Annotated in this window: 8 protein-coding genes; all 8 read right to left on the bottom strand. The window is 35.8% G+C overall.

The genetic code is table 11. The annotated features are described in order from the left end of the window. Positions 1–396: 396 nt before the first annotated feature. The 8 genes from AB1414_11350 to AB1414_11315 all read right to left on the bottom strand — a co-directional run bounded on the left by AB1414_11350 (position 397) and on the right by AB1414_11315 (position 7,748). Positions 397–1,854 (bottom strand): diguanylate cyclase, encoded by a 1,458-nt coding sequence (locus tag AB1414_11350; GenBank protein ID MEW6608027.1) that lies wholly within the window; start codon positions 1,852–1,854, stop codon positions 397–399. Then, the gene (locus tag AB1414_11345; GenBank protein MEW6608026.1) at positions 1,844–2,905 is read right to left on the bottom strand and encodes a chemotaxis response regulator protein-glutamate methylesterase; all 1,062 of its coding nucleotides are present in this window, start codon (positions 2,903–2,905) and stop codon (positions 1,844–1,846) included. The genes AB1414_11350 and AB1414_11345 overlap by 11 nt, the downstream gene beginning before the upstream one ends. 412 nt (positions 2,906–3,317) lie before the next feature. Then, a complete protein-coding gene (locus AB1414_11340; GenBank protein MEW6608025.1) occupies positions 3,318–3,620 on the bottom strand; it encodes a hypothetical protein in 303 nt (100 codons plus the stop codon). After that, positions 3,598–3,783 (bottom strand): hypothetical protein, encoded by a 186-nt coding sequence (locus AB1414_11335; protein MEW6608024.1) that lies wholly within the window; start codon positions 3,781–3,783, stop codon positions 3,598–3,600. Before AB1414_11335 ends, AB1414_11340 begins: the two co-directional genes overlap by 23 nt. An 81-nt stretch (positions 3,784–3,864) precedes the next feature. Continuing rightward, positions 3,865–4,842 carry a saccharopine dehydrogenase-like oxidoreductase gene (locus AB1414_11330; GenBank protein MEW6608023.1) on the bottom strand — a complete coding sequence of 326 codons (978 nt, stop codon included), beginning with the start codon at positions 4,840–4,842 and terminating at the stop codon, positions 3,865–3,867. Between the two features lie 242 nt (positions 4,843–5,084). Next, positions 5,085–5,981 carry a diacylglycerol kinase family protein gene (locus AB1414_11325; GenBank protein MEW6608022.1) on the bottom strand — a complete coding sequence of 299 codons (897 nt, stop codon included), beginning with the start codon at positions 5,979–5,981 and terminating at the stop codon, positions 5,085–5,087. Between the two features lies 1 nt (position 5,982). Then, complete coding sequence (locus AB1414_11320; GenBank protein ID MEW6608021.1) at positions 5,983–6,321, bottom strand: hypothetical protein; 339 nt, start codon at positions 6,319–6,321, stop codon at positions 5,983–5,985. 317 nt (positions 6,322–6,638) lie between these two features. Then, complete coding sequence (locus tag AB1414_11315; protein ID MEW6608020.1) at positions 6,639–7,748, bottom strand: outer membrane beta-barrel protein; 1,110 nt, start codon at positions 7,746–7,748, stop codon at positions 6,639–6,641. Between the last annotated feature and the right edge of the window lie 548 nt (positions 7,749–8,296).

Here is an 8,296-nt window from a genome sequence, read left to right as displayed (position 1 = left end):
ATTTTCTTCCCTTTGTGTCCTTTGCGTTACTACTTTGTGCCCTTTGTGGTTTATCCTTTTTTAACCGCAAAGAACGCAAAGAAATCAACCGCAAAGAACGCAAAGATTAAAGGCAAAAGGAATCATAAAAAAATTCACGAAACTCCAGTTGATTTTCACCTCTTTTAAATAGGGATGGAGGACAATTTTACTTTTTCCCTTCTACCCACAGGGGGGCTTACACTTACCCCGGGTTTCCAGGCAATTCCCCCTTTATATACTCACAACCCCCTAACCCCCTTTATTAAGGGGGAATATTTATCCTCCACCTCTAATCTTTTCTATATTTGGGTGAGGGAATTTCGTGAAGCCCTATTTTGGGAAATGGTAAATGAGCAAGCACCATTACTCCTTTCGTTATTTTGCAGATATTACCCTATTTTTCCCTTCTTCTTTAGCCCGATAGAGTGCTTTATCTATTTTTTCAACAAACTCAAATTTACTACCGACATCTAACTTTGGATATGTTCCAATACCAATACTCATTGTAACTGAAGTTTTAGGTGGAAGTCCGGAGAAGATATATTCTTCGATTGAGCATCTTATCCTTTCTGCGGTCTTAAAGGCGCCCTCACTATCTGTTTCTGGCATAATCACTGCAAATTCCTCACCACCATAACGTGCCACAACATCCATATCCCGAACGCACCTTTTTAATAAAGTCCCTATTCCTTTTAAAATCATATCCCCGGTTTGATGTCCATAAGTATCATTTATCTTTTTGAAATTATCTATATCCCCAATCAACAGAGAAAAGGTCAATTTATATCTTTTTGCTCGTTGGAATTCAGTTTCCAGGACTTCCTGAAAATGACGATGATTATAACACTTAGTTAAACCATCCGTAATGGCTAAGAGTTTAAATTGGTCATAAAACATCGCATTATTAATCACAATCGTGGCTTCATCCGCAATAATGTTGAGTATTTCTATTGTTTCTGGATTAAAGGCATTTTCAAAGGCACTGGCAAAATATAAAATGCCTATCACTGATTTGTGTGCCCGCATGGGAATACTCAAGGAAGATCTCACCTTTATCGGAGTATCCTTTTTCCCTTTTTGTGCTGTTGATTTAATCGTTGTTACCCGTAGATTATCCTGACGGATAGTAAAGTCAGCCTTTGTTATTCCTTCAGTTTTTATTTTTGCAATACTTTCGGTTAAAAAGTTTTCAGTTATTGATTGATTTATATAGACCATTATATTCATTGTTTCATCCTGTTCTATCATCACTGAGGCTAAATGATAGTTGACAACCCTTGTGAGCAACCCTAAAATTTCCTTGATGACATCCTCACAATTATCACAGGTTCTCGCAATTCTATTAATTTCATTTAACAGTGTTGTTTGAAAGAGTTTTTTATCTAATAGCCCATTGAGGCGATACAGGATATTATCAATTGTTGTTCTGGGGATTTCTACTGGTTTTTTCTTTCTTCGTTCTTCAGTTTTCTCAAGGACACGAACAATCGCATTAAACAATTCATCAGACTCAAAATCCTTGATAATATATTCATCTGCCCCGGTCTGTAATCCCCAGAATTTGTCTTTGGGTGCATCTTGAGAGGTAAGCATAATTACCGGGATGTAAGAGATATTTTCATCACCTTTTAATAATCTGCAGACCTGGTAGCCATTCATTTTTGGCATAAGCACATCCAATAACATTAAATCTGGCAATTCAAGGTATGCTTGCTCGATAGCTTCGATGCCATCTTTAGCGACAACGGTTTCATATCCTTCCTTCCCAAGGAAAAATCTTAACATCTCAACAATAGTTGGACTATCATCAGCAATCAAGATTTTATCTGCCACTTCGTGATTTTATCCTCCTCATTATTTCATCCGGTATTTCATCCAGCGGTAGGACTTTGTCAACGCCACCCATTTCAATAGCTACCTTTGGCATACCAAATATGGCGCAGGTTTTCTCATCCTGGGCGATAGTGAATCCGCCGGCGTCTTTAATTGCTTTTATACCAATTGCTCCATCATCACCCATACCTGTAAGAATTATACCCATCGCAGAATCCTGATATGCCTGGGCTACGGATGTAAGTAAGACATTCCCGGCGGGTTTATGACCACCAACAGGCGGAGTATCTTCTAATTTTATTCGCTCGTTTTTAGTCACAGTCATATGAACAAAAGACGGAGCAATATACACTGTTCCTTTATTAAGTCTCTCCCCCTCTTTTCCTTCTCGAATTTCTATGGCACATTCATTATTCCACCAATCAACTAATCCTTTCGTAAATCCATCAGAGATATGTTGAACAATGACGATTGGTATCGGGAAATCAACAGGTAATTTAGATAATATTTTCCGAACAGTTTTAGGTCCACCGGTAGAAGAAGCGATGCCAATTATCTTAAATTTTGCCTCAGCAGGGGTAGGTGTAGATTCTAAAGACTCTTTTTCCTTTTTGACGAGTCTACCGCCCAGATGAGTAATTACTTTTACATTTGCCAGGATTTTTACTTTATCTATAAGTTGTTTTCTTTTTTTTGAGGCAGGATTTAACAATTCTGAGATATTTGGTCTTTCCATAACATCTAATGCCCCAGAATTTAATGCTTTAAATGCAATTTCCATATCCTTTGGAAGTAAAGAAGTAATGACGACAATTGGGGTAGGATGGTAAGCCATAATATGTTCGGTTGCCTGGAGTCCATCCATAATCGGCATAACTATATCCATCGTAACTATATCTGGTTTTAATTCGGGTATAAGGGTAATTGCCTCTTTACCGTTAGTCGCCGTGGCAATGACTTTAATCTCTTCTTCACTTTCTAAGGCAGTGATAATTGCATCACGGATAATCGCTGAATCATCTACAACTAAAACTTTTATTTGGTTTTTCATTATTTCCTCCTAAAAATAGTCTTTGCCACAAAGGCACAAAGAATAAAAGGAAAGTTTATCTAATTTTCTCTCAATTTTCTGTTTTTGAACTTCTTAATAGCCAGTAAATTTTTAAGGTCTTCTATGTCTTTTGGCCTGCCTGCCATCTTTTTCATCTTTATCAGGTCATCAAGTGATGCAAAAAAAAACAAATGTATCGTCAAACTTTGCCCTTACCTTATTTCTCCATACCCTTTCAAAACTTACACCTTTCACGAATGGATGAATATCCGTTTCCACTGCATACTGACGAATCAGTAATTTTTTTTGAAGCAAATCTTCTATTTTAATTTGAACTTTTGCGTTTTTTTTAGGTGTAAGAAAGGGGAAATGGAGAAAATTGGGGAAAGGGGAAAAAGAATTTCATGTATAACTAACTATATTTCTTATACTTAGAGAAAAATACTTCTTTTTCCTTTTCCCCCCTTTCCCGTTTCCCCTTATTTACACAAGAGATTGAAATACAAAGTGTTAGCAAAAAACGCAAAAGTTTAGTTTTAATATCAGATACATCGTATCCAAATTGTTTTAAGGCATCCCATACTCTTTCAGCATTAATCCTATCAGGTCTTACAAAAATATCAATGTTTAATGTTGCCCGTGCATATCCATGAACAGGAAAAGTAGTTGCTCCAATGATGACAAAATCAACTTTATGTTCTTTTAATGATTTCAAAAGGCTTTCTGTATCCACTTTTTTCCAATAATTCTCTCATCTCTTTTGATTTTTTAAACATCATCTCAAATCGCTGGCGAGTGGTAAGTGATAAGAAATATTTTAATTCAAACTCCCTTTCTTTTTTTTCATTATCTTTATTTAATTTTAATATTGGACTCATAACGCTCATTCAGACCAAAGACCAAAGATTTTCATAGATAATTGTTTAAAAGTCTGTCCTATGTTTCCTTTCTTCTTTTGTCTATTTCACCACTCCTGGCATAAATTCAGTAGAGCCATAGATGCCGTAGATTTGATGTTCATTGAGCCATTTTGCCCGTTTAAGATAACCCAGTGCCGGACCAATGACATTTGCCGCCATTGTTGTTTCATCACCGAGTATAAATTTATGGCTTGAGGTTTTTCCATCAAAGGTCTTACCGGTTAATGTCATTGTTGTCGTTACCGGTTTTTTAGCATGTCGGGTATCCAGGACTCCACCTACTTCAACCTTATCTCTTGAATCGACTACACCTGCTTTTTGGAGAAGTAAATCATCGGCATGTTCCATCTCATGCAATTCTAATATCCCATTTCGTTCGTCTAACAATTTTGTTACATCTTCATCCGAGAGTGCCTTTGCCTTTTCAACAGTAAATCCGGGTAGATGGGCAATATCTTCACGAATAGTGGCTTTATATGCCTCCCAATTGGCTATTCCGACACCCCACCAGATGGTCACTTTTGAAACTTCAATAAATGATTGAGCGGCTATGACTGCCGCCGCAGTTAATAAGCCTGGTGTTGCCCCGGCGCCAGTGATGTAAGTGCTCTTCGTTGATTTTAGCCCTTCGTTTAGTTCAAACATCAATTCCATCGCCTGGGTCCTTTTCAGTGCATCAGTCCATACCCCCTGGTATCCAGCATCAATAAACCGTTGAATAACTCCTGGAATGAATTCATTTGGCAAATTAGGTAAGGCGACAAATATGCCATCAATGTCATTACTTATTTTTATAATCTCGCCAATTGAGTCATCAGACATTTTCCCATCAGGCATTTTACCCACGGTTGAACCTATTTTAATCTCTTCAATTTCCGCACAATTAAGTCCATCTGGATTAAAGGCAAATCCCTGATGGTCGCAAATAGCGACTAATCTCATCTCTTTTTTCAGACTAATAATTTTCCCCGCGGCTTTACCTAAACCACCTGCACCTAACACGGCTATTTGCATCATTTCCTTTTTTAGCCTCCTGCTCATAGTGTCGTGTTGAACAAATAACGCACTGAATTTGATTCTGGTAACTGGTGATTGGTAACTGGTAATTAAATACTGTTTGGCTAAGCTCAGGACGAAACTATTTAACCAATTACCAGTTACCAATTATCCGTTTGTAGGTTACTCAACACTACACTATTATAATATAAAAATACTTCTCTTGCAACTATTTTTGGAAAATCACAAGCAGGATGCTTGTGTTACCTGATTTCAACTGGAAACATTACCTTTAATTTTTTATGTAATAATTTAATCTGAAATGTAGTTTCTTTTAAAATCTCTCCATCGACATGGGCTATTAATGGCATTGGGAAACTGACAATAATTTCTTTCGCTTGATACATCTTTACCTCTGGAAGCAAAATATGGGTTCCTTTTAACACCTTTGGTAGATGACAAAGTGCCTTTAATTTACCTATTCCTTGTATAATACATACATCAAATAATCCATCGTCAAGAATAGCGTTGGGAGTAAGTAAAAATCCTCCACCACACCTTTTTCCACATCCTATGGTTATAAGTAAAGGAATCAGGTTAATAGTTTCATCATCTAAATTAACATTTGCCTGGATAGGTTTATATTGAAATAATGTTTTTATGACGGCATATAAATACACACCAACGCCTGTCAAAATTCCTTTATATTTTAAGCGGTGATATGCTACCCGGGCATCAAATCCTATTCCCAGACCATTAATAAAATATCTGTTATTTACCACGCCGACATCAATCTTTTTAACTACTCCATTAACTAATGTTTTACATGCCGTTTCAATATCTTTTGGAGAAAGTCCTATCATCCATGCAAAATCATTACCTAAACCAATGGGGATGATACCTAAAATAGCCTCCTGCTCAAAACCAATTATTCCATTTACTACTTCATTTATCGTTCCATCTCCACCAACAGCAACTATCAGATTAAAACCTTCTTCTACAGCCCTTTTGGCTAAAGAGATACCCTCACCAGGTTTTTGAGTAAAGGCTGAATCAAACTCTAATCCTTGTGCCGTCAAGTTTTGTTTTATTTTGTCGATTTCTTTATCAAGTCTTCTTTTACCCGCATAAGGATTCAGAATTAACTTTAATTTACCCATATCACTTCCGTTTAGCGTTGATGATAAAACCTAAGACAATTCCCAGTATAGCCAATAAGAGCAGCCCACCAACTAACAATCCTTTTAATTTAATAAAAGATGGGGCTTGTTGTGGGGATGGAAATTTTTCTTTTGCCTGAACCTTTGTTTCTTGTAATTCTTTTGTTTTTTTATACTTTTCCTGGATAATTTTTTGTTTTTCCTGCTTTTGTTTTAAAATTAATTCCCTTATCTGGCTGGGTGGGCCCTGTTCAAATTGCACCGCAGAGAAAACACACCCGGGAACCAATAACAAAACAAAAATAATACACCAGGTTAAGATACACATTTTTACATTCATATTGATTATATTTTAACACAAGACTATGAGAATGTCAACTTTTTTATGTTACTCGATGTTCAAGTTTTTTAAAGGTATAAAGATTTAACCGCAAAGAGCGCAAAGGAAGATTTCGCAAAGGACGCAAAGGAAAGAAAATAGGTCTATGAACGAAAACGAACTTTCAAATATTGTTAATTGCTTATAAATTTCAATGTATTAAGACTCAAGGAAGGAATTAAAAGGGTGGTGAACAACCTATAATCTTTGCGTTCTTTGCGGTTACAAAAAGATAAACCAGTTAATCTTAAAAAAACTTGAACATCGAGTGTTAGCAATTACCAACACTGGATTGTAAAGGTATAAACATTATTTTTTCTACTCTCCTCAATATTAGATTTTCGGTGAGTGGCATTGTAGTTTAAGTCAAAGGAGATTTTTTTAGTGAGTTGATAAGATAACCCCGAAGATATAGATTGAAGTTTATCCTCACGAGTGCTATCTTCCCAATTGCCCTTCATAGAAGTAAGATTCAAATTAAAATTAGTTTTTCTATTCAATCGGCGGTAAAGTCCTATTTTTGCCATTTTTACCTCCATGGGCTCAATTACCGAGCGGGTAAAATTCGTATCCTTCCCGAATGTAAGATTAAGTGATGTCTTTTGATTAATCTGGCGATTAAAGTTTGTCGTAAATGCAAAGGAATGAGAATCTCCACCTGCCACTTTTCTGTTTTCCAGTTTAATGATTAATTCACTGTTAATCTCTGGAGTCAGTTCGTATTTCATCCCCACCCCCACAGAGTCAATGTTCTGGTTAGAAGAGTTTTTATACGCCCTCTTTTTATCTTGATATACCAATCCTGTCTTTAATCGTTTCGTTAAGGTATAATAAATATCAAAAAGTATTCGATTCTCTTTACTATCGTTTTCATCCTCCTTTCTAAAATTAAAGTCTTCGTATTGATACTTAATGTTAGTTTCAAATGGAGGTTTTGGGGAGATAAATTTTATTGTCGTGTCAAAGGTTTGTTTTAAATATTCCCGCCTGGTTACTGAAAAATCCTCTTCAAGCGTTTCTTCTTTATCTTCGATGAAATTTCCTTGTATCGAAAGAATAAGTTTATTGGAAAATCTATGCCAACCTGTAAGATTAAGATTATGCTGGATACTTTTTTGCTTAATATCCTTATAATCTAAAAATTTCACTCTATAGTCTATCTCAGATAGCCATTTTTGAGCGATTATTTTAGTATTTATTCCTGGAATAATTGTAGTTATAAATTCGGTTTTCGGCTCAGGTTCAAAGAATATATTGTCGTTATATTCAGTTTTTAGAGTAATAAAAATATCAGGTTTAGCTTTATCTAAGGCATAAACTCCTGACGGGGATATAAAGATTACTAATATTAGAAGCAGATTACTGATTAATTTTTTTCCTATTTTCATCAACATCCTTAATTATAATTTATCAGTATATCCTAAATTTGGAGTTATGTCAAGAGGCTGACTGAGAATTTTTTTTAAAAATATTGTAACCGTTCAGGTAATCCTTTACCGCAGAGACGCAGAGGAACAGAGAAGACATAGAAATAAAGTAACTATTCAGCCACTGATTAACACGGATTAGCACGGATAAATAGCAGAAGGCAGAGGACAGAGGATAAAGGACAACAGGAGGAAAAACCATCAGCCTAATTACGGACACGGCTCCCGGACACGATTCACGAATTTTCCGTGTTTCATCCGTGTCCATCTGTGGCTGAATAGTTATGTCCATTTTTATGATTTTGTCCTAATCGAGCAGATTTTCGATACTAATTTTTGGATTTTTTTCAAAAGAGCCGAATTTTTTATTGACACAAGGATAAACCTTAAATCGGCAAGTGACCTTTTCTCTATACCTTTAACCACTTGATATATAAATACTTAACTCATTAAAAAATCTGCAATTTTTTTAACAAAAATACTTGACATTGGTCTCCTCTTATGCTATA

This window comes from bacterium (assembly GCA_040755795.1).
Taxonomy (GTDB): domain Bacteria; phylum UBA9089; class CG2-30-40-21; order CG2-30-40-21; family SBAY01; genus JBFLXS01.
Note: the sequence above shows the minus strand (reverse complement) of the source record. Positions and strands in the feature narration are given on the sequence as shown.

Excerpts from the sequence above, each read along its gene's own strand:
- AB1414_11345 (MEW6608026.1), bottom strand. The coding sequence starts at position 2,905 with ATGAAAAACCAAATAAAAGTTTTAGTTGTAGATGATTCAGCGATTATC.
- AB1414_11335 (MEW6608024.1), bottom strand. The coding sequence starts at position 3,783 with ATGAGTCCAATATTAAAATTAAATAAAGATAATGAAAAAAAAGAAAGG.
- AB1414_11330 (MEW6608023.1), bottom strand. The coding sequence starts at position 4,842 with ATGATGCAAATAGCCGTGTTAGGTGCAGGTGGTTTAGGTAAAGCCGCG.
- AB1414_11325 (MEW6608022.1), bottom strand. The coding sequence starts at position 5,981 with ATGGGTAAATTAAAGTTAATTCTGAATCCTTATGCGGGTAAAAGAAGA.
- AB1414_11320 (MEW6608021.1), bottom strand. The coding sequence starts at position 6,321 with ATGAATGTAAAAATGTGTATCTTAACCTGGTGTATTATTTTTGTTTTG.
- AB1414_11315 (MEW6608020.1), bottom strand. The coding sequence starts at position 7,748 with ATGAAAATAGGAAAAAAATTAATCAGTAATCTGCTTCTAATATTAGTA.